The sequence below is a fragment of the Acinetobacter rongchengensis genome (assembly GCF_003611475.1).
Lineage (GTDB): Bacteria > Pseudomonadota > Gammaproteobacteria > Pseudomonadales > Moraxellaceae > Acinetobacter > Acinetobacter rongchengensis.
This window is the reverse complement of the sequence record NZ_RAXT01000231.1, coordinates 1-293: the sequence shown is the minus strand read 5'-3', so window position 1 is coordinate 293 and position 293 is coordinate 1. Positions and strand designations below refer to the sequence as shown.

Below are 293 nucleotides of genomic sequence, written 5' to 3'. Positions count from 1 at the left end.
CACTTTCTGCTTGAGCTTTGGGATGGCTTAACTTGCCGAGGTTAAGCTGGCTGGCCCCATGACTGCTGTGCAGTTGGGTGCTGATTTGTCCTTTTGTATCGTCAAAGCACAGTTGGTTGTAGCCTGTGCCTTGGTATTCTTTGCTTTTGATCCCTGCCAGTTTTTTGGTATCAGGCAGTTTGCCAAGGCTGTCAAATTGGGTCGGGTGGCGTTGTCCTTCGTGGATGCGTCCGCTGACAAAGGGCCGATCGATATCGCCTTCAAAGAAGTCGATCACCACGATTTCTCCAATT

At 50.2% G+C, this 293-nt stretch carries 1 protein-coding gene; it reads right to left on the bottom strand.

Annotated elements, in window-relative coordinates; genetic code table 11:
- On the bottom strand, window positions 1-293 hold a 293-nt coding region (locus D7V20_RS19680), incomplete at both ends, for a type VI secretion system Vgr family protein (protein ID WP_171407880.1).